Origin of the sequence: Candidatus Methylomirabilis sp., assembly GCA_036000645.1 — a bacterium.
Lineage (GTDB): Bacteria > Methylomirabilota > Methylomirabilia > Methylomirabilales > JACPAU01 > JACPAU01.
Window position 1 is genome coordinate 12,100 of sequence record DASYVA010000163.1, and the last position, 18,887, is coordinate 30,986.

Below are 18,887 nucleotides of genomic sequence, written 5' to 3' on the forward strand. Positions count from 1 at the left end.
GGTCCTCCCGCTCCGGCCAATCCGGCCGGGATGGCTGGTGGCGGTCTGCGGAAGAGGCAAGGGGGGTGCCAGAGGATGATGGCGCAGGAATGCTGTGAAGGACTCGCCGATGTGCCGGTTTCTAAAGAGCGAGCGGGGAGCGCTGGAGGGATGTTCGCTCGGGCAGGTCCCTGGAGGTGCCTAGCGAACTAGGCAGTATCGCTATCCAGATCGGGAGGCCAGACGTCCGGCTCTTGCCCCCTTGCCATCGCCGCAGGGGGCTGGTATAGCTCGGCCGCCAGGCCGCACGGGGGGCGACGGTGGAGGGAGGGACGTCGCATCCGGTGCCGCGGCCGCTGCTCGGCTTCGCGGCGGCCTTCGCCGCGGGCGCTCTGCTCGCGGACCGGTGGAGACCCCTGCCGGCACCGCTCCTGGCCCTGCTGGCCGTCCTGCTCCTGGGTGCCGCCATCTGGTGGCGGACCCGCCGGCCCGCCGCCGCCCTGCTGGCCCTCCTCACGGCCTTCGCCGCAATCGGGGCGCTCCGCCTCCTGGCCGTTGCCTACCCGCCCGACCCGACACACCTGGCCCACCTGCCGGCCGACTGGACCCCCCGCCGCTGTCGCCTCAGTGGGAGGATCGTGCACCCGCCTGAGGAGCCGATTCCGGAGGCGCCGGGCGCGGGGGCGCCGGACCGCATCGTCCTCAGCCTCGAGGCGGAGCGGCTCGCCTGCGAAGGCGCGAGCGAGCCGGTGACGGGAGGCGTCCGCCTCGCCCTCTACGAAGCCCAGGCGGAGTACCGGCCGGGTGATCGGGTGGAGGGGACCTTCACCCTGCGGCGCCCCCGCGGGACCATCAATCCGGGCGGCTTCGACTACCGCCGCTTCCGCCAGGTCCAGGGGGTGGCGCTCGAGGGGTGGGCCCGGGAGATCCAGGGAGAACTCGCGGTCGAGCCGATGCCGGGAGCTCGGCTCGGCCGGGCCATCGCGGCCCTCCGGCGGCGGATGCTCGTGCGCCTCCAGGAGGCGGTGGGCGGGGAGGAGGGAGCCTTAGTCCGGGCCATCGTCCTCGGCGACCGGTCGGGGTTGTCCGAGGCGACCGTCACCGCCTTCCGGGACTCGGGGACGTATCACATTCTCGCGATCTCGGGTCTCAACGTGTCGCTCCTGGCGGGGGCATTTCTCCTGCTCCTGCGGGGGGTGCGGGCCCCGCCCCGGGCCTCCGCCGCCGCTGCCGTCCTCCTGGTCGTCTTCTACGCCGTCCTGGCGGGGGGGAGTCCCTCCGTCATCCGGGCAGCGGTCATGACGGCCGCGGTCCTCTTCGCCCTCATCCTGGAGCGGCAGGCCGACCTCTGGAGCAGCCTGGGCCTGGCCGCGTTGCTCCTGCTGGCCGGGAACCCCCTGAGCCTCTTCGACGCCGGGTTCCAGCTCACCTTCGCCGCGACGGCGGCCATCGCGGTCGTGGCCGATCGAATGCCCCTCAGCCAGGTGCCGCGCCCTGCGCGCTGGGTTCTCCTCTCCCTGGCGGTCTCGGGAGCGGCGGCCCTCGGGACGCTCCCGGTCCTGGCCGTCCACTTCCAACGGGTCTCCCTGAGTGGCGTCCTGGCCAACCTCCCCATCGTTCCCCTGAGCGGCGTTCTCACCGCCCTCGGGATGCTGGAGGCGCTCGCGTTGGCCCTGCACCCGGCCGGCCTCCCGGGCCTGGGGGACCTCCTGCGCCTGGTCGCCGCGACCCAGATCGCCGCCGCCCGCCTGTTCGCTGGCCTTCCCCTGGCGACGCTGCAGGTCTATCCCCCCACACTCTTCATGATCGGGACCTACTACGCGCTCGCCCTGAGCTTGAGCGTCCGGGGCCCCGGGCGGTGGCGCCTTCCCCTCGCGGGCCTGCTCACCCTCGCCCTTCTCGGGCAGGTCGGCTGGAAGCTCCTGCCGTCCCGCGCCTCGGCGCTCTCGGTCACGTTCCTGGACGTGGGGGAGGGGGACAGCATCCTGGTGGAGGCCCCCGGCGGGAGGCTCATCCTGGTTGACGGGGGCGGGGTCTACGATGACCGATTCGACGTGGGGGACCGGATCGTGGTCCCCTACATCCTCTCGCGCTGGCGCTCACGCCTGGATCTGGTCGTTCTCACCCACCCGCAGCCGGACCACCTGAACGGCCTCCAAGCGGTCCTCCGCCGTCTGACCGTGGCCGAGGTGTGGGAGTCAGGGATCCCGTCGGCCGCGCCGGCCTACCGATTCCTGGTGGAGACCCTGCGGGCGCGGGGGATTCCCCTGCGCGCGGTCGCCGCGGGAGCGACGCGGTCATTTGGCGCCGACACGGAGGTGACCGTCCTGCACCCACCCGCCGGCCTGTTTACGCCGACCCGGGGATCGCGCGCCTCCCGGGTGAATAATAACTCGGTCGTCCTGCTCCTCCGGCATGCCGACCAGCGCCTCCTCCTGACCGGCGACGTCGAGGCGGAGGCGGAGGCCCACCTCGTCGCGAACGGGCCCCTGCACCCGGTCGCGGTCTTGAAGGTCCCGCACCATGGCAGCCGGACGAGCAGCACGGATGGCTTGCTGCAGGTCCTCCGGCCCTCGGTCGCGGTCATCCAGGTCGGATTCGGGAACCGCTTCGGCCATCCCCATCCCGAGGTGCTGGCCCGCCTGCGGCAGGTCGGCGCCCGGATCTTGCGAACCGACCGGCACGGCGCCGTCCGGCTCTTCCTGGATGGCGGCTCCCTCACGGTGGTGCCGACAGTGGAGGTGGCGCCGGAGTGATGCGAGGATGCGAGTGGCGGACCTACCAGAGCACGAGGAGGATCCCTGCCAGCGTCACGGCCACCCCGGCGAATGTCGTGGGTGTGCCCGCCTCGCCCAGGAGGAGCCAGCCGAGGAGGATGCCCCCCGTCACCTCCTGGCTGGCGATGAGGCTCACCAGCGTCGGGGACAGGCGGCGAATGGCCGCGTTGTAGAGGGTATGCCCGAAGGCGAGCGGCAGGAGGGCCTGCAGGGTGACGGCGAAGAGCGCCCCGACCTGGTAGGGGGCCGTGAGGGTCGCCGCCGCGGCCGGCAGCGCGATGAGCCCGGCGGTGAGGTACAGCCAGAAGACGTATCGGAGGAGGGGCAGGGCGCCTCGCAGGTGCCGGCCCAGGAAGGAGTAGGCGGCAAATGAGGCCGCCGCTCCCAGGGCCAGCAGGTCCCCTCCCAGCATCCGCCGCGTGAGGGTGGGCTCGAAGCCGGCCAGCAGCGCGATGCCGGTTACCGTGAGGAGGATCCCCAGCACCTGGCGCGGGCGCAGGCGCTCCCCCAGGAAGATCCAGGAGGCGACGGCCAGCATGGCGGGCGCCGTATAGGTGAGGGTGAGCGCATGGGCGATGCTCGTGTAGTAGAGGGAGGTGATGAAGGTCAGGAAGTGGAGGGCGGCCACGAGGCCCACGCCGAGGACCGGCAGTCGAAGGGGTTTTGCCAGCGCGAGGGGGATGCGCCACACCCGCGCCGCCGCCCCCACGAACACCGCCCCCAGCAGGAGGCGGAACGCGGTCACCTCGAAAGGGGAGAGCGCCTGGGCGAACCGAACCAGGACCGCCCCCGTGGAGAAGCAGGCGGTGGCCGCCACGGCGAGGCCCGCCCCCTTGAGCTCTTCGCCCTTCAGCACGTCCCCTCCTCTGCGGGCCCCAGCGGCCCCGGGCCCCCGCAGCCGGTCATCCCTACCACTTCCGGCCCCGGGAGGCCAGCGGTTTTGGCCGGGAATCGGTTTGACTTCGCCTATCCCCTGTGTTAAGAAGGGCGCTGATGGAGCCCGCGGCGCCGCATGTTTACACGATCAGCGCCCTCACCGCCGAACTGAAGGCCCTCCTCGAAGGCACCTATCCCACCCTCTGGGTCGAAGGCGAGGTCAGTAACTTCAAGCACCACGCCTCCGGCCACATGTACTTCACCCTGAAAGACGCGGGGAGCCAGATCCGCGCCGTCATGTTCCGGACGGCAAACCGGGGGCTCAAGTTCCGGCCCGAGGACGGCCTCAGCGTCCTCGTCCGGGCTTCCCTCGGCGTCTACGAGCCCCGCGGGGAGTACCAACTCTACGTCGAGCACATGGAGCCGAAGGGTCTCGGAGCGCTGCAGCTCGCCTTCGAGCAGCTCAAGGCGCGCCTGGCCGCCGAGGGGCTCTTCGACGAGGCCCGCAAGCGCCCGATCCCCCGGCTGCCGCGTCGGATCGGCATCGTGACCTCCCCGAGCGGCGCCGCGATCCGGGACATGCTGAACATCATTGACCGGCGCTTCGCCAACGTCGAGGTCGTGATCTACCCCGCGCGCGTCCAGGGGGAGGAGGCGGCCGGGGAGATCGCGGCCGGGATCGAGGTGCTCAACGCGCGCGGAGACCTGGACGTCCTCATCGTCGGGCGCGGGGGCGGCTCCATCGAGGACCTCTGGGCCTTCAACGAGGAGCGGGTCGCCCGGGCGATCGCGGCCTCCAAGGTCCCGGTCATCTCGGCGGTGGGCCACGAGACGGACTTCACCATCGCGGACTTCGTCGCCGACCTGCGGGCGCCGACGCCCTCCGCCGCCGCCGAGCTGGTCGTGGCGCACAAGGCCGAGCTGGCCCAGCGTCTCGATGACCTCACCTCCCGCCTGGAAACCGCCCTGCGCCACCGCGTGGAGGCGGGGCGTCAGCGCCTCACCTCCCTCGCGCGGCACCTCGGCCTCGTGAGTCCGGTGGAGCGCGTCCGCCGCCAGCGGGAGCGGGTCGCGGCCGCCGCCGAGACGTTATGGGGAGCCATCCGGACCCGCGTGAAGCTCTGGGAGGGGGACCTGCGCGCCTTGGCCGGGAAGCTCGAGTCGCTGAGCCCCCTGGCGATCCTGGCGCGGGGCTACAGCATCACCCGCCTCCTGCCCGATCTCCGCATCGTGAAGGACGCCGGTGCCGTCCGGCCCGGGGAGGCGGTCAGCGTCCTCCTGCACCGGGGAAGCCTCGCCTGCCGCGTGGAGAGCACGGCGCTCCCGGCGGAGGGAGGGTGACGTGGCGGACGAGCCGTCCCAGGTCCCTCTGTTCGTCCCGCCCGCGCCAGCCGGCCGTGACGCCGGGCCCGCGCGGCGGGAAGGGAGCCCGCGCATGTCCGTCCCCGACGCCGAGCCGCCGGCGCTGAAGTTCGAGGAGGCCCTGTCCCGCCTCGAGGCCGTCGTGGCCCGCCTGGAGGGAGGGGATCTCCCCCTGGAGGACGCCCTCAGCCTCTTCGAGGAGGGGGTACGCCTGACCCGCCTCTGTTCCACGCGACTCGAGGAGGCGGAGCGGAAGGTGAGCCTCCTCCTCCGGGACGAGCAGGGAGGGTTGCGGGAGGTCCCCTTCGGCGAGGCCGAGGCGGAGGAGGACGAGGAGGAAGGCTAGCGTGCGGCCCGGGGCGGCCCGCCGCCGCCTGGACCTGCTCCTGGTCGAGCGGGGGTTCGCTCCCACCCGGGAGAAGGCGCGGGCCCTGATCATGGCAGGGGCGGTGCAGAGCGGGGGCGTGCGGGTGGAGAAGGCCGGCGCCCTCCTCCCCGCGGATGCGCCTCTGGAGGTGGCGGGCCCGCCCCACCCCTACGTGAGCCGCGGGGGCGTGAAGCTGGCCCACGCCCTCGAGGTGTTCGGGATCGCGGTCGCCGGGCGGGTCTGCCTGGACCTGGGGGCCTCCACGGGGGGCTTCACCGACTGTCTCCTCCGGGCCGGGGCCGCGTCCGTGATCGCGGTGGACGTGGGGACGGGGCTCCTCGATGCGCGCTTGCGGGCCGATCCCCGCGTGCGCCTCCTGGAGCGGACCAATGTCCGGCATCTGAGGCCGGCGGACCTGCCGGAGGTCCCGAGCCTGGCAACGGCGGATCTCGCGTTCATCTCGCTCGCGCTCATCCTCCCGGTCCTGCCGCCGCTCCTGGCCTCCCCCCGGGAGGTGGTGGCGCTGGTGAAGCCCCAGTTCGAGATGGGGCGCGGGCAGGTGGGAAAGGGGGGGGTCGTCCGGGAGCCGGAGAAGCACCGGGCGGCGGTCCGGAGGGTGGCGGAGGCGGCGGCCGCGGCCGGGTTCACGGTTCGGGGGCTCACGGCCTCGCCCCTCCTCGGGCCGAAGGGGAACCGGGAGTTCCTCCTCCACCTCGCCGGGGGCGGGGAGCGGCTCGACCTCGCGGCGGCCTTGGGGTCGGTGATCCCGGAGGTCCCGGTGGCGCGCCGCCGGTAGGGGCGGCGGGGGCGCGAGCGGCATGGAACGTCAGTGGAACTCCGCCTGACGCGGAGCACGATCCGGAGTTGGAGGCCGGGGGATGCCGCTGCGCTGGTCCGGTATGCGAACAACCGCCGCGTGTGGCGCAACCTGCGGGACCGGTTCCCGCACCCGTACACGGCGCGGGACGCCGAGGAGTGGATCGGCCGGGCCACCGGGATGGTGCCCGAGACCCACTTCGCCATCGCCGTGGGGGAGGAGGCGGTCGGAGGGATCGGGCTGGAGCTCCAGACCGACGTCTTCCGCCGCTCGGCCGAGATCGGGTTCTGGCTGGCCGAGCCGTTCTGGGGGCGCGGGATCATGACGGAGGCGGTGCGCGCCATGACGGACTTCGCATTCGCCACCTTCGACGTCTGCCGGGTCTTCGCGAGCGTCTTCGAGTGGAACCCCGCGTCCATGCGGGTGCTCGAGAAGGCGGGCTACACCTGCGAGGGGCGGTTGCGGAAGAGCGTGACGAAGGACGGGCAGACGATTGATCAGATGCTGTACGCGATCGTCCGGGAGGAGGTCCCCATCGGGGGAGCGGTAGCCGCATGAGCCGGCGCGAGCTGAAGACGATCGGGATCGTGGTCAAGCCGCACAAGGCGGAGGCCCGCGACGTCCTCCGACAGCTGATCCCCTGGCTGAAGGCGCGGGAGCGGACCATCCTCCTCGACCAGGACACGGCGGCCCTGGCCGAGATGCCCGAGGCCGGAATCCCCAAGCCCGACCTGCCGGGCCGGGTGGACTTCCTCATCGTCCTCGGCGGCGACGGAACCCTCCTGTCGGTGGCTCGGCTGGTGGCGGGCCGGGACGTCCCGATCCTGGGGGTGAACCTCGGTGGGCTCGGCTTTCTCACCGAGATCACCCTGGACGAGCTCTTCCCCCTCCTCGGAGAGATACTCGGCGGGGAGCTCCGGGTGAGCCGCCGGATGATGCTCCAGGTTCACGTGCACCGGGAGGGGGCGCGGGTCGCCGAGTACACGGTGCTGAACGATGCCGTGATCAACAAGGGGGCGATGGCCCGGATCGTGGACCTGGAGACCTACATGGACGGCGAGTACGTCACCACCTACCGGGCCGACGGGCTCATCCTCGCGACGCCCACCGGTTCCACCGCCTACTGCCTCTCCGCCGGCGGCCCGATCGTCCATCCCGCCGTGGAGGCGCTGATCCTCATCCCGATCTGCCCGCACACCCTCACCAACCGGCCCGCCGTCCTCCCCGCGGGATCCAAGATCGAGGTGGTGCAGGGCTCGGAGGGGGAGGAGGTCTTCCTCACGCTGGACGGCCAGGCCGGGTTCCCCCTCCGCTACCGGGACGTGGTGGAGGTCCGCCGGGCCCAGGAGCAGATTGCCCTCGTCGCCTCCCCGAAGAAGTCCTACTATCAGGTCCTGCGCACCAAGCTGAAGTGGGGCGAGCGGTAACGGGATGCTTCGCGAGCTCAACATCCGGAACATCGCTCTCGTGGAAGAGGTCCGGGCGGAGTTCGGGCCCGGGCTGACGGCCCTCACGGGGGAGACGGGGGCGGGGAAGTCCATCGTCATCGACGCCCTGACGCTGGCGCTGGGAGCGCGCAGCGATCCGGACCTCATCCGGACCGGCGCGGCGGAGGCGGCCGTGGAGGCCGCCTTCGATGTCTCCGGCATTCCGGCCGTCTCGGCCGCTCTCGCCGAGGCGGGGCTCGCGCCGCCCGAGGACGGCGTGCTCATCCTGCGCCGCCTCCTGCCGCGGGACGGGAAGGGCCGGGCCTACGCGAACGGCCAGATGGTCCCGGCCGCGACGCTGCGCGTCCTCGGGGAGTGTCTCGTGGATATCCACGGCCAGCATCAGGGGCGGCTCCTGCTGAGCCCGCGGCGGCACCTGGAGTTGCTGGACCTCTTCGGCGGGACGGCGGCGGAGGCCGCCGCCTTCCGGGAGCGGTATCTGGCGTGGGAGGCGGTGCGGCGCGAGCAGGCAACCCTGGAGAGCGCCGCCCGCGAGCAGGCCGCCCGGCGGGACTTCCTCGCGTTTCAGGTGAAGGAGATCGACGCGGCCCTCCTGGAAGTCGGGGAGGAAGAGCGGCTGCGCGCCGAGCGCCTGATCCTCGCCAACGCCGAGCGCCTCTTCGCGGTGGTGGAGGCGGCCTACGGGATCCTGGAGGGAGAGGAGGGAGCGGTCCTGGCCCGCCTCAAGGCGGTCGCGGCCCGCCTGGCCGAGGGAGCCCGCTTCGACCCCAACCTGAAGCCGCTCCAGGAATCCTGCGGCCAGGCCGAGGCGCTCCTCAAGGACGTGGCGGCAGAGGTGCGTCGGTATCGTTCCAAGCTCGAATTCGATCCCGGGCGGTTGGAGGCGATCGAGACCCGGCTGCACGCCATCGAGCGCCTCGCGCGCAAGTACGGGGGGAGCGTCGCTGCGGCTCTCGAGGCGCGCGCCGCCGCCGCGGCCGACCTGGCAGGGATCGAGGAGGCGCCGGAGCGCCTGAAGGCCCTGGCCGCCGAGGAGGCCCGGCTCCTCGCGGATCTCCTGGAGCGCGGCCGCCGGCTCTCCCGCAAGCGTGACGCCGCGGCGGCGAAGCTCGGCGAGGGGGTTCTGGCCGAGCTGCGCGAGCTCGGGATGCCCCGGGCGGCGTTCCAGGTCCGCTTCCACCGCGAGCCGGCCGAGGAGGGCAGGCCCGTGCCGCTCCGGCCGTCGGGCCTGGAGGAGGCGGAGTTTTTCCTGAGCGTGAACCCGGGGGAGGAGGTCCGTCCGCTGGCGAAGGTCGCCTCGGGAGGGGAGCTGTCCCGGATCATGCTGGCCTTGAAGGGGATGCTCGCCGAGGCCGATGACACGCCGACCCTCATCTTCGACGAGGTGGACAGCGGGATCGGGGGCGGGACGGCCGAGGTGGTGGGACGGAAACTGGCGGGCGTGAGCGCCGGGCGCCAGGTCCTCTGCGTCACGCACCTGCCCCAGATCGCGGCGATGGCCGACGCCCACTATCGGGTGGAGAAGCGGACCCGCGGGGGGCGGACCGAGACGTCGCTCAGCCGCCTCGAAGGGGAGGACCGGATCACCGAGGTGGCCCGGATGCTCGGTGCCGCCGGGGACTCGGATCTTCCCCGCCGCCACGCCGCGGAGATTCTGGAGCGGTCCGTGCGGCTCCGGAAGGCGGGGCGTCGCGGGGGGCGAGGATGACCCTGAGGGAGCAGCCCCTCCTCCGGTTCCTGGCCGCCTCCGCCCTCCTCCATGCCGGGTTTCTGAGCGTCCTGCAGTTCGGGCCGCTCCCCGACCCGCTGCCGAACGGCAGTCCCCTCCGGGTCCGCTTCGTCGAGCCGCCGGCCGGCCCTCTCGTAGAACAACCTCCGCCAGCGCGCCCCGAGAGCCCTCCCCCCGGGGCAAAGGTGATCGGCCGGGCGAGCAGCCGCGCGAAGGCCCCCGGTCCTGGGACGGGGCCCATCGGCTCGGCCGGGAGCCGCGGGACGCCCCGCTTGCCCGCGAGCCCCCTGCCAGCCGCGCCGGGTCTCCCGAGAGAGACGACGCCGCCCCGAGTGCTCGAGGCGCGCCCCGCGCCGGAAGCCCGGGTGGCGCCGTTGGCCCCAGCCCCACCGCCGCAGGCTGCGGCGCCGCCCGTGCCGGTGGTCCCTCCCCCGGCGCCGTCCCCGTCGCGGGAGCCGTCGCAGGGCGCGCGACTCTCGCTGCGGGAGCAACTCGACCGCATCGGGAACCGGGCGCTCGTCTCGCCCGTGCCCGGTCCCTACGACGCCGGGCAGGCGGGGGAGGGGAGCGGCCGCGAGGCGACCGTCACGCTCGAGTCCCGGGCGCACGAATACGCCGCCTACCTCGAGCAGATCAAGCGGCGGATCGAGCGGCGGTGGCGCTATCCGCTGCTGGCCCAGGAGCGTGGTCTCGCGGGCAGACTGGTCATCGAGTTCGCCATCCGGCGGGACGGCCGCCTCACCCGCCTCCATCTGGCCGACTCCTCCGGCGTCTCCATCCTGGACGATGCCGCGCTGGAGGCTATTCGGCTGGCCGCTCCGTACGCCCCTCTCCCGGAGGTCATGGGCCTGGACCGGCTCAACATCATCGCTTCCTTCGAGTACCTCGGAGGCCTGTCCGGGCTCCGGGGCGGTTCCTAGTGCCCGGCTCTCTTCCGCTCTCCCTCCGCCTGCGGATCCTCGGGAAGGCGCTGGGCCGCCGGTGCGGCCTCCTGCCGCCACCCCGCCTCCCGGTTCCCCCCGGCCCCCTCCAGCTCCCGGGGCAGCGGGCTGGCGTGCGGCTGTTTCGGGATGCCCGGGCCGTCCCCACGATCGAGGCGCGAGACTCGGAGGACCTGTTCCTGGCCCTCGGGTATGTGACCGCTTCGGAGCGGCTCTTCCAGATGGACCTCTACCGCCGTGTCGCGTGCGGCCGGCTCGCCGAGATCCTCGGTCCGGGACAGGGGACGCCTGAGGCCAGGAGCCTCCAGCTGCCCGGGGAGGTCTTCCTCCAGATGGACCTGCTCCATCGGGCCCTCGGCCTCGAGGCGGCGGCCGTAGCCGAAGCCGCCGCGGCCTCCGTCGAGACCCGGGATGCCCTCGCCGCCTACGCGTCCGGCGTGAACGCGTACTTCGCGGAGGCGGAGGCGCGCCGCGCCTGGCCGATCGAGTGCGCCCTTCTGGGCTATACCCCCGAGCCGTGGCGCCCCGCAGACTCGCTTGCGGTGGGCCGCCTCGTGGCGTGGCGCCTGACTATCGCGCTACGCGCCGAGCTGGTGCTGGGGGAGATCGCCCTCCTGCGGAAGGGGCCCCCGCTCCTCCCCTCCCCTCCGGCGTGGAGCCCCACCCTCACCGGCCCCCCGCCCGCCCGCCTCCCGGCACCCGGGGCCGCTCTTGGCGAATTCCGATGGTCAGCCGGCTTCGTGGGGAGCAACGCCTGGGTCGTGTCGGGGGCGCGGAGCGCCAGCGGGAAGCCGGTTCTGGCCACCGACCCGCACCTCCCGCTCGGTCTCCCCGGCATCTGGCTGCCGGTCTGCCTCCGGGGCGGGCCCTACCGGGTCGCCGGGGTGGCCGTGCCCGGCGTCCCGGGGGTCGCCATCGGCCGGACCCCCTCCCTCGCCTGGGGGATGACGGCGGCTCTCCCCGACGACGTGGACCTGTACCGGGAGACGCTGGCGCCCGGTCCGCCCGTCGCGGCGCGCCGCGCGGACCGCTGGGAGCCGCTCGAGGTCGAGGAGGTGGCGGTGCGGGTGCGGGGGGAGGCGGACCCGCGGCGGGTCAGGCTCCGCTTCGTCCGCCGGTTCCCGGGGCGCTGTCCCCTCATCTCGGACCTCCTGGACGCCGGGCCGCTGGGCCCCCTCTCCCTCGCGTGGACCGGGATGGTGCCGACGCAAAGCTTCGATGCGCTCCTGGCCATGAACCGCGCTCTGGACCTGGCGGCGTTCCGGGAGGCGCTGCGGGAATTCGGGCTCGCCCCCCAGAACGTCCTCGTCGCCGACGCAGCGGGGAACATCGGCGCCTTCGTCGCCGGGCGCTTCCCGAGGCGGTCCCGGCCGGGGGATGGCTCCCTTCCTCTGGACGGCGCCGACCCCGCAACCTCCTGGCAGGGGTTCCTCGACTTCGAGGAGCTGCCGCACGTCGTCAACCCGGCATCGGGACTCCTGGTCAGCGCCAATAATCGCGCGAGCGAGGCGGGACCGTACCTCACGACGCTCTGGGAGCCCGCGTACCGGGCCAGCCGGATCCTGGGCGTCCTGCGGGAGATGCCCGTGGCGCGGACCGAGGCCTGCCGGCGCCTCCAGACCGACACCGTCTCGCTCCAAGCCCTGCTGCTCATCGGGCGCTGCCTTGCGCCGCACCGCGATGCCCTGGAGGGAGAGGCGCGCGCGGCCGCCGATCGGCTGATCATCTGGGACGGACGGGTTTCAGCGGAAAGCAGCCAAGCGGCCCTCTTTCACGCCTGGTACTGGCGCCTCCGCGAGAAGGTTCTGCGGGCGCCCCTCGAGGCGCTGCGGCCCGGGCTGGCAGCACGCCTCTTCGCGGTCAACCACGTTTCGGCCGCCCTCCTGGACGCCTTGCTGCTCGACGGGGAGCCGACGGCGCTCCCCGCGCCGCTTCCCTCCCTGCTCCAGGAGACACTCGAGGAGGCACTGGAATTTCTCCGGGAACGCCTGGGGCCGGACGCGGCCGCCTGGCGGTGGGGACGGCTGCACCAGTTGACGGTCCGACATCCCCTGATGCCTCAGACGGGGTGGCTCGGCCGGATCCTGTCCGGCCTCTTCGCTTTCAACCGGGGCCCGATCGAAATGCCGGGCGACGGCATGACCGTCAACATGAGCGCCTATCTCTTCAGCGCTCCCTTCGAGCCTCTCGCGGGCCCTTCCTACCGACAGGTGGTGGACCTGGGGAATCCGGACGAGGCCGGCTGGGTCATCCCGGGGGGGGTCTCGGGCGATCCCGCCTCCCCGTACTACGCCGACCAGCTCGCCGCCTGGCTCGCCGGGACCCTCTTCCCCATGCCCCTCCCCTGAGCGGTCGCCGCCGGCACCCCCTCTTGGGACCCCTTTGACTGCTCCCGGGGCGCGTGCTATAACCCCAGACGAGATGCAGCACGCGCTGTGGTGGAGGGCGCGGGCAGCGCATGGGGAGAGGCGGCCAGGCGAGAGGGGGCCAGCGCGGACGCTGGCCGTCAGCTTCCTCACCCTGGCGGTCGCCTACGGGCTCTCCTACACCTTCCCGATCTTCTATGTGGCTCTGCTCTCCGAGTTCGGCGGCCTCCGTGGGCCGACCGCCGCCATCTATTCGCTCCACATGCTGGTGGGAGGCGCGATCTCCCCCCTGATCGGTACCTGCATGGACCGCTCGGGCCCCCGCATCCTGCTCCCGGTCGGCGCCATCCTGCTGGCGGGCGGCCTGCTCCTCAGCGCTGCTGCGCGTGACCTCACCGACCTGGCCTTCACGTTCGGCATCCTGGTCGCCCTCGGGGTGGGGTGCGTGGGGAGCGTCCCCCAGTCGACCCTCCTGGCCCAGGCCTTCCCCCGGACCCGCGGGGCGGCGATCGGGATGGCCTTCGCCGGCGTCGGCCTCGGGGTGTTCCTGCTGAGCCCCCTGGCCCAGGCCCTCATCGCCGCCCTCACGTGGCGCGGGGCCTTCGTCGCCCTGGCCGTCCTCGCGGCGGTGCTGCTCCTCCCGCTGACGACGGTCCTGCTCCCGCGACCGGGAGCCCTCCGGGCGCCAGGCTCGGCGACGGCGACGGTCATGGCCGAGACCGCTGGAGGGTGGACGCTCCGCGAGGCCCTGCGGACCCGCACCCTCTGGTACCTGTTGCTGGTCTTCTTCCTGACGCCGGTCGGGATGTTCGCCGTCACGACCCACCAGGTGGTCTATGCCGTGGATCGGGGCTACGGGCAACTCATGGCGGTGGCCATCTTCGGCATCGTGGGGGGGCTGAGCTCGGTCGGGCGGTTCGGCTTCGGCGCCCTCTCGGACCGCTTCGGCCGGGCGGCCACGGGCATCCTGACCTATGCCCTGACGGCCCTCGGGATTCTGGCCCTCCTCTTCGCGCCGGGCCCCCCGGTCCTCTGGCCCCTCTACGCCTACGCGCTCCTCTTCGGCCTCACCTTCGGCGCGCGCGGGCCCATCATCTCCGCGCTGACCGCCGAGCTGTACCGGGGGCACTCCTACGGCGCCATCTTCGGGGTGATCTCGGTGGGGCAGGGGCTCGGGATGGCCCTGGGCCCCTGGCTCGGCGGAGCGGTCTTCGATGCGACGGGATCGTACCGGGCCGCCTTCGGCCTCGCCGTAGCCTGCACCGTGGTCGCGGCGGCTTTCCTCGCCCGGGTGGGGACGCACCTGCCGGCGCCGGCCCCTGCGCCCGGGACCTCCTCCCCTGCGCGGGAGACAACGTGACCGAGCCGGACGCCTCCCAGCATCCTGCCTCGGAGCTGGCCCGCCTGCTCGGCGACGTCTTCCTGGTGGAAGAGCTGCAGGTCCAGGACGCGGCCATCCGGTTCCGGGGGATCCTCCTGGCGTCCCCGGAGACCGCGGTGCGGGTTCTGACGAGCCGGTTCGGTCCCCTCGGCTACCATCCCCTCCTCCGGAGCCGGGAGGAGCTCGTCCTGCTGCGCGCGGCGCCCCGCAGGAGGCCGTGGCTCACGGAGCCGTGGCCGAACCTGGCCCTGTTCCTGGCCACGCTGCTGACGACCCTGTTCGTCGGCGCGCTCCACCAGGGCGCGGATCCGCTGGGTGACCCCGCGACGCTGGCCGCCGGACTTCCCTTCGCCACCACGCTCCTGGCCATCCTGGGGGTCCACGAGCTGGGCCACTACTTCACGGCGAGGGCCTACGGGATCCGGGTCACGCTGCCGTATTTCATCCCGGCCCCCGTCGGCCTCGGGACCTTCGGCGCCTTCATCCGGATGAAATCCCCGGTCACCGATCGGAAGGCTCTCCTGGATGTGGGGATCGCGGGCCCGCTCGCCGGCCTCGTCCTGGCCATCCCGGCTGTCCTCGTCGGGCTGCGCCTCTCGACCATCGTGCCGGCCCAGGGCGCGGGCGTCGGGCTCGGGACGTCGCTCCTGTTTCTCGCGCTCCAGGCCATCGCCGTCGGCCCGGTCCCCGAGGGCCTCGACATCCTCCTGCACCCGGTGGCCTTCGCCGGCTGGATCGGGCTCTTCGTGACGGCGCTGAATCTGCTTCCGGTCGGGCAGCTGGACGGGGGGCACATCGCCTACGCGTTGCTCGGCCGCCGGCACAAGCAGGTGGCGATGGGGACGGCGGGGCTGCTGGTGACGCTCGGCATCCTTTTCTGGCCGGGCTGGCTCGTCTGGGCGGTCCTGGCGATGGCGATGGGCTTCCAGCACCCACCCCCCCTGGACGACGTGACGCCGCTGAATCCGGGCCGCCGCTGGCTCGCCCTGGGCGCCTTCGCCCTGCTCCTGCTCCTGATCACCCCGGCCCCCTTCTTCTTCCCGGAGGGGATGTGACGCGGAAGCCCGGGGGGCGGGCGCCGCGCGCAGTGGCCGGGGCCGGCCGCGAGGTGGCTCTGCCGAGACCACGGGGGGGCCGGAGGTTCCTCCCGGCGGGGAAGCTCCCTGCGGCCCTCCTGGCCCGGCTGCTCCGCGGCATCCCGGCGCGGGATCCGCGCGTCCTGGTCGGCCCGGCGGTGGGGGAGGATGCGGCCGTCCTGGCGATGGGGGACCGCTGCCTGGTCCTGACGCTGGACCCGATCACGTTCGCGACGGACGAGATCGGCTACTACGTCGTCACGGTGAACGCGAACGACGTGGCGGTCCGGGGGGCCGAGCCCCGCTGGTTCGGGGTGGCGTTGCTCCTCCCCGAGGGGCAGGCGGACGGCGCGCTGGCCGAGGCGCTCTTCGCAGAGGTCGTGGCCGCCTGCGAGGAGATCGGGGTCGCCCTGATCGGAGGCCATACGGAGGTCACCGCCGGCCTTCCCCGCCCGATCGCCATCGGCGTGATGGTGGGGGAGGCGCCGGCGGACCGGGTCATCCGGACGGCGGGGGCGAGGATCGGGGACGCGGTCATCCTGACGAAGGGGATCGCGATCGAGGGGACCGCGCTGCTCGCCCGCGAGTGTGCCCCGCGCCTGCGCGCCCGGGGCTACGGGGAGGCCTTTCTCGCCCGGGCGCGGGGGTACCTCCGGGAGCCGGGGATCGGGGTCCTGCGGGATGCGCGGGTGGCGGTTGCCGCCGCGCCGGTCACGGCGATGCACGATCCGACCGAGGGGGGGCTGGCCACCGGCCTGTCCGAATTGGCTACGGCGGCCGGCGTCGGGCTGCGAATCGAGGAGGAGGCCATTCCGATATTGCCCGAAGCCGCCACGCTCTGCGAGGAGTTTGGCCTGGATCCGCTCGGGACGATCGCCTCGGGGGCCCTGCTCGTGACCTGCCCCGAGGCCGCCGCCGCGGACTTGGTGCGGGCATTGCAGGAGAACGGGATCCTGGCGGGGCGGATCGGGCAGGTCGTGCCCGCGGAGGAGGGGGTGACGTTGGTGAGGCCGGGGGGAGCCGGGCCCCTCCCGGTGTTCGCCCGGGATGAGATCGCCCGGGTCTTTGCGCCGGGGACGGAAGAGTAGTGGGGGAGGGAGTGGCGATGCACGAAGGCCGCGAGATCGCGCGCGCGTTCCTGATCGAGAGCGAGGTGGACTACCGGATCGCCCAGCTCCTTTCCGGGACCGAGTACCACAGCCGCACGATTTATTTCATCCAGCAGGCCGTCGAAAAGATCGTCAAGGCTTGCCTCTCGCTGAAGAACATCCGGACCGTGGATCACAACCTCTCGGCCCTCTTTGCCGCCGTCTATCAGGAGAACTTCAGCAACATGGACGACCTGGTCCGGGGGATCGACTCCCTGGAGCGGCACGGGGCGCGGGTCCGGTTCCCGCTCTTCCAGCGGCCCGATCTTCCCATCTGGATCCCGTCCCGCTCCTACACCGAGGGGGATGCCGGGCGGGCGATGCGGACGGGGGAGGTGGTGTACGGGAGCCTGAAGGGCTACCTGGATAAGGCGCTGGCCGACCCCGGGACCGCGGCCGAAGCGGCTTCCCCCCCGTCCACCCGCCTCCCGGACCGGTGATCCCCGGCGCGGCTCGCGGCTACCCAGGCCGGTCGGGCTGCCAGTGCTGGCCGAGGGCGAGGATGCGCTGGAGGAGGGCGTCGTAGGGGAGGCCCGCCTTCTCCGCCGATCGGGCGAAGTCGTCGCTGTGGGCGACCTCGGGGTTGGGGTTCGCCTCGAGGACATAGACCCGGCCGGTCGCGTCGAGCCGGACGTCGAGGCGGGCGTAGCCGCTGAGATTCAGGGCACGGTAGACGCGTTTGGCCAGGCGCTGGATGCGCTCCGGTAGTCCCTCGGCCAGCTCCCGGGCCGGGCCGGACTTGATGCCGTGTTTCTCCATGTACTTCGGGCTCCACTTGGCGTGCGCCGTCGCGATGCGCCGGACCTCCTCGGGCATCCCGTCCATGAACAGCTCCCACACCGGGAAGACCCGCAGCCGCAGATTGCCCAGCACCCCCACGTAGAGCTCCCGCCCCTCGATATAGCGCTCGGCGATGGCGTCGGTTCCGATGCGTTTGTGGACGAAGGCCACCCGCTCGCGCAGGCTCTCCTCGGTGTCCACCACCGACGCCTGGGAAATGCCGGTCGAGGCCTCCTCGGAGAGGGATTTCACGATGAGCGGGAAGGCGAGCCGCTTGCGCCGCCTGACCGCGCGTCTCAGGGGGAAGACCGCGAACTCGGGGACGGGGATCCGGTGGTAGGACAGGACCTTCTTGGAGAGGGCCTTATCGCGGGCGAGCATGAGCCCCCGGGGGTTGCAACCGGTGTAGGGGAGCCGGAGCAGCTCGAGGTAGGCCACGACGTTCTGATCGTAGACCGCCACGCCGTCGAATTCCTCCAGGAGGTTGAAGGCGATGTGCGGCTTCCATTCCTCGATGGCCTGACGGATGACCGCCAGGTCGCTCCCCACCCCCACCGGCTTGGCCTCGTGGCCCATCTTGCGCAGGGTGGTGAGGACGTCAAATTCGGTCTTCCAGTTCACCGTGGCCAGGTCCGCCCCCGCGGGGTCGTCGGGCGGGACCAGCGCCTCGTGCATCAGGACCAGGACGCGAAGGGTCTTCATAGGGCGACCCGGTGGCGGCCGCTGTGGAGGTAGTTCATCGTCTGGACGGTCAGGAGGATCGTGAAATCGAGCTTGGCCTGCTCCTCGGGCCCGGCGAGCCGCAGGCTGAGCTCCCGGCAGCGCGCGATGATGTCCTCCAGGACCTGGTCGATGGTGTACTGGTACTCTCCCGTCCAGCCGGCGACCTTGCGCCGGACCTCCTTGCGGATGCGGCGGAGAAAGGAGGCCGCCGTCTGATTGTTGCCGAAGGCCGGCGCGTCGGAGAACAGCCGCCGGAGATCCCGGTCTTAGAAGTCGGGGTAGGCGAGGCCGTAGCGCTTCCGCTTCTCGGTGTAGTGCTCGCGCAGGGTCTTCCGGAGGCGGGGGAGAGGATCGACGCGCGCCTGGGGCCGCACCACGGGCTTGCGGGCGGCGATCTCCCGCATGGCCTCGTCCATGTACTCCAGCTTCCGCAGGGCAGGCCAGTCGGCGTACCGCTCCCGCCACATGGAGTTAGGGGTGAGCCACACCGCGAAGGTCTCGGCGAAGTCCTCATCCGGGTGGCTTTGCGCGTACCAGGTATCCAGGTGGAGGACGAAGCTCTTGCTGTACGGTCTGGGCGTGTAGTACTCGGGGTAGCGCTGGGAAGACCTGCCGAAGACCTCCTGCCGGCGCCGCTTACGGCGCAGCCGATAGGCGTTGTCGATGGCGTGCCCGGTCTCGTGGCGGAGGATCTGCATGCACCATTCGGGAGTCCCCCCCTCGATCTCGAGGATCTGGTTGAGCTCGAGCCGCGCCAGCCGGGGGTGGGCCAGGTAGAACGGGAGGGCGACCCCGGGAACCCCGTCGGGGCTGAACCAGTCGTCCGAGAGCCAGAAATGGGGCCGGAAGCTGAGCCCCCGGTCCTCGAGCTCCCGGGAGAGCTGGGCGATCCGCGCTTCGAGCTCGGACCCCTCGATCTGGAGGGGCAGATCGCACATCCGGAGGTCGAGGAGCTTCTCATCCGGCCAGTCGGCCCAACCATCCTCCGGGGGAGGGGCGCGGCGGGGGCCGCCCGCCCGACGTTGCGCAAGCGATTTCATCCCTCTCCCATCGGCACGCCTCCCGGCTGCAGTGCGCTCCGGGGTCGGCGGCTTGTTCGTGGTGGCTTCTGGGCGGA

Annotated in this window: 15 protein-coding genes and 1 pseudogene; 13 read left to right on the forward strand and 3 right to left on the reverse strand. The window is 72.5% G+C overall.

The annotated features are described in order from the left end of the window. Positions 1–323: 323 nt before the first annotated feature. Complete coding sequence (locus VGT06_09310) at positions 324–2,735, forward strand: DNA internalization-related competence protein ComEC/Rec2 (GenBank protein ID HEV8663321.1); 2,412 nt, start codon at positions 324–326, stop codon at positions 2,733–2,735. Positions 2,736–2,757: 22 nt separating this feature from the next. On the opposite strand, the gene VGT06_09315 is transcribed toward VGT06_09310, so the two are convergent. Then, positions 2,758–3,612, reverse strand: a complete 855-nt coding sequence (locus VGT06_09315; GenBank protein ID HEV8663322.1) for a DMT family transporter — start codon at positions 3,610–3,612, stop codon at positions 2,758–2,760. Between the two features lie 137 nt (positions 3,613–3,749). Between VGT06_09315 and xseA the strand changes: the two genes are divergently transcribed. The 12 genes from xseA (at position 3,750) to VGT06_09375 (ending at position 16,707) form a co-directional block, all read left to right on the forward strand. Next, positions 3,750–4,973 carry an exodeoxyribonuclease VII large subunit gene (gene xseA, locus VGT06_09320; protein ID HEV8663323.1) on the forward strand — a complete coding sequence of 408 codons (1,224 nt, stop codon included), beginning with the start codon at positions 3,750–3,752 and terminating at the stop codon, positions 4,971–4,973. A 94-nt stretch (positions 4,974–5,067) separates the two neighbouring features. Then, entirely contained in the window at positions 5,068–5,340 is a 273-nt protein-coding gene (gene xseB, locus VGT06_09325; GenBank protein ID HEV8663324.1) for an exodeoxyribonuclease VII small subunit, read from the forward strand. Between the two features lies 1 nt (position 5,341). Continuing rightward, entirely contained in the window at positions 5,342–6,157 is an 816-nt protein-coding gene (locus VGT06_09330; GenBank protein ID HEV8663325.1) for a TlyA family RNA methyltransferase, read from the forward strand. A gap of 33 nt (positions 6,158–6,190) precedes the next feature. After that, on the forward strand, positions 6,191–6,736 hold the full coding sequence (locus VGT06_09335) for a GNAT family N-acetyltransferase (GenBank protein ID HEV8663326.1): 546 nt from the start codon (positions 6,191–6,193) through the stop codon (positions 6,734–6,736). Further along, complete coding sequence (locus tag VGT06_09340; protein ID HEV8663327.1) at positions 6,733–7,605, forward strand: NAD(+)/NADH kinase; 873 nt, start codon at positions 6,733–6,735, stop codon at positions 7,603–7,605. Before VGT06_09335 ends, VGT06_09340 begins: the two co-directional genes overlap by 4 nt. Positions 7,606–7,609: 4 nt before the next feature. Beyond that, positions 7,610–9,334 carry a DNA repair protein RecN gene (recN, locus tag VGT06_09345; GenBank protein ID HEV8663328.1) on the forward strand — a complete coding sequence of 575 codons (1,725 nt, stop codon included), beginning with the start codon at positions 7,610–7,612 and terminating at the stop codon, positions 9,332–9,334. Continuing rightward, a complete protein-coding gene (locus tag VGT06_09350) occupies positions 9,331–10,275 on the forward strand; it encodes a TonB family protein (protein ID HEV8663329.1) in 945 nt (314 codons plus the stop codon). The genes recN and VGT06_09350 overlap by 4 nt, the downstream gene beginning before the upstream one ends. Then, positions 10,275–12,644, forward strand: a complete 2,370-nt coding sequence (locus VGT06_09355; GenBank protein HEV8663330.1) for a penicillin acylase family protein — start codon at positions 10,275–10,277, stop codon at positions 12,642–12,644. Before VGT06_09350 ends, VGT06_09355 begins: the two co-directional genes overlap by 1 nt. A gap of 73 nt (positions 12,645–12,717) precedes the next feature. Continuing rightward, positions 12,718–14,022, forward strand: coding sequence for an MFS transporter (locus VGT06_09360; GenBank protein HEV8663331.1), 1,305 nt, complete (start codon positions 12,718–12,720; stop codon positions 14,020–14,022). Then, the gene (locus tag VGT06_09365) at positions 14,019–15,098 is read left to right on the forward strand and encodes a site-2 protease family protein (protein ID HEV8663332.1); all 1,080 of its coding nucleotides are present in this window, start codon (positions 14,019–14,021) and stop codon (positions 15,096–15,098) included. The genes VGT06_09360 and VGT06_09365 overlap by 4 nt, the downstream gene beginning before the upstream one ends. Beyond that, positions 15,095–16,207 carry an AIR synthase-related protein gene (locus VGT06_09370; protein HEV8663333.1) on the forward strand — a complete coding sequence of 371 codons (1,113 nt, stop codon included), beginning with the start codon at positions 15,095–15,097 and terminating at the stop codon, positions 16,205–16,207. Before VGT06_09365 ends, VGT06_09370 begins: the two co-directional genes overlap by 4 nt. A 17-nt stretch (positions 16,208–16,224) precedes the next feature. After that, positions 16,225–16,707, forward strand: coding sequence for a HEPN domain-containing protein (locus VGT06_09375; protein HEV8663334.1), 483 nt, complete (start codon positions 16,225–16,227; stop codon positions 16,705–16,707). Positions 16,708–16,726: 19 nt separating this feature from the next. On the opposite strand, the gene VGT06_09380 is transcribed toward VGT06_09375, so the two are convergent. Beyond that, complete coding sequence (locus tag VGT06_09380) at positions 16,727–17,749, reverse strand: ATP-grasp domain-containing protein (protein HEV8663335.1); 1,023 nt, start codon at positions 17,747–17,749, stop codon at positions 16,727–16,729. Further along, a pseudogene (locus VGT06_09385) lies at positions 17,746–18,708 on the reverse strand (putative zinc-binding metallopeptidase). Before VGT06_09385 ends, VGT06_09380 begins: the two are co-directional and overlap by 4 nt. Between the last annotated feature and the right edge of the window lie 179 nt (positions 18,709–18,887).

Bases quoted from the DNA above. Each gene is read 5' to 3' on its own strand.
- xseA (HEV8663323.1), top strand. From the start codon at position 3,750: ATGGAGCCCGCGGCGCCGCATGTTTACACGATCAGCGCCCTCACCGCC.
- xseB (HEV8663324.1), top strand. From the start codon at position 5,068: ATGTCCGTCCCCGACGCCGAGCCGCCGGCGCTGAAGTTCGAGGAGGCC.
- VGT06_09340 (HEV8663327.1), top strand. From the start codon at position 6,733: ATGAGCCGGCGCGAGCTGAAGACGATCGGGATCGTGGTCAAGCCGCAC.
- recN (HEV8663328.1), top strand. From the start codon at position 7,610: ATGCTTCGCGAGCTCAACATCCGGAACATCGCTCTCGTGGAAGAGGTC.
- VGT06_09350 (HEV8663329.1), top strand. From the start codon at position 9,331: ATGACCCTGAGGGAGCAGCCCCTCCTCCGGTTCCTGGCCGCCTCCGCC.
- VGT06_09360 (HEV8663331.1), top strand. From the start codon at position 12,718: ATGCAGCACGCGCTGTGGTGGAGGGCGCGGGCAGCGCATGGGGAGAGG.
- VGT06_09375 (HEV8663334.1), top strand. From the start codon at position 16,225: ATGCACGAAGGCCGCGAGATCGCGCGCGCGTTCCTGATCGAGAGCGAG.
- VGT06_09380 (HEV8663335.1), bottom strand. From the start codon at position 17,749: ATGAAGACCCTTCGCGTCCTGGTCCTGATGCACGAGGCGCTGGTCCCG.